Source organism: Streptomyces sp. Ru72 (genome assembly GCF_002920635.1).
Lineage (GTDB): Bacteria > Actinomycetota > Actinomycetes > Streptomycetales > Streptomycetaceae > Streptomyces.
Map to the genome: position 1 here is coordinate 1 of NZ_PQSR01000255.1, position 471 is coordinate 471.

At 72.6% G+C, this 471-nt stretch carries 1 protein-coding gene; it reads right to left on the reverse strand.

The window, feature by feature from the left end; genetic code table 11:
• A partial coding sequence (locus C3488_RS39780) for a PASTA domain-containing protein (protein ID WP_146068042.1) occupies positions 1-471 on the reverse strand: 471 nt, incomplete at both ends.

Below are 471 nucleotides of genomic sequence, written 5' to 3' on the forward strand. Positions count from 1 at the left end.
GCACGCCGCTGCGTGCCGGAGGCCGGGTCGGTGCCGATCACCGTGCCGCGCGGCACCTCGTCGCTGAACTCCCGGTTGATCATGCCGGGCTCCAGACCGCTGTCCTTCAGCACCGAGCGGGCCTTGTCCAGCCGGTAGCCCGCCAGATCGGGCACCTTCACGGTCTCCGGTCCCTTGGAGACGGTCAGCCGCACCGCGTCGTGGTCGCGGATGCGGGCGCCCGGCTCCGGGTCGGTGCTGATGACCGTGCCCCGCTTGACCGTGTCGCTGTAGGTGTAGGTGACCTTGCCGGCCTCCAGACCGGCCTCCTCCAGCCGCTGCCTGGCCTGCGCCTCGGTCTGCGCCAGGAGCGCCGGCACCTTGGTGAACTGCCCGGAGTTGATGTACCAGACGCCCGTGCCGACACCGAGGACCAGCAGCACGGCGGCGACCAGCGTGACGATCCGCCGCCGCGAGCGCGCCGGCCGCCCC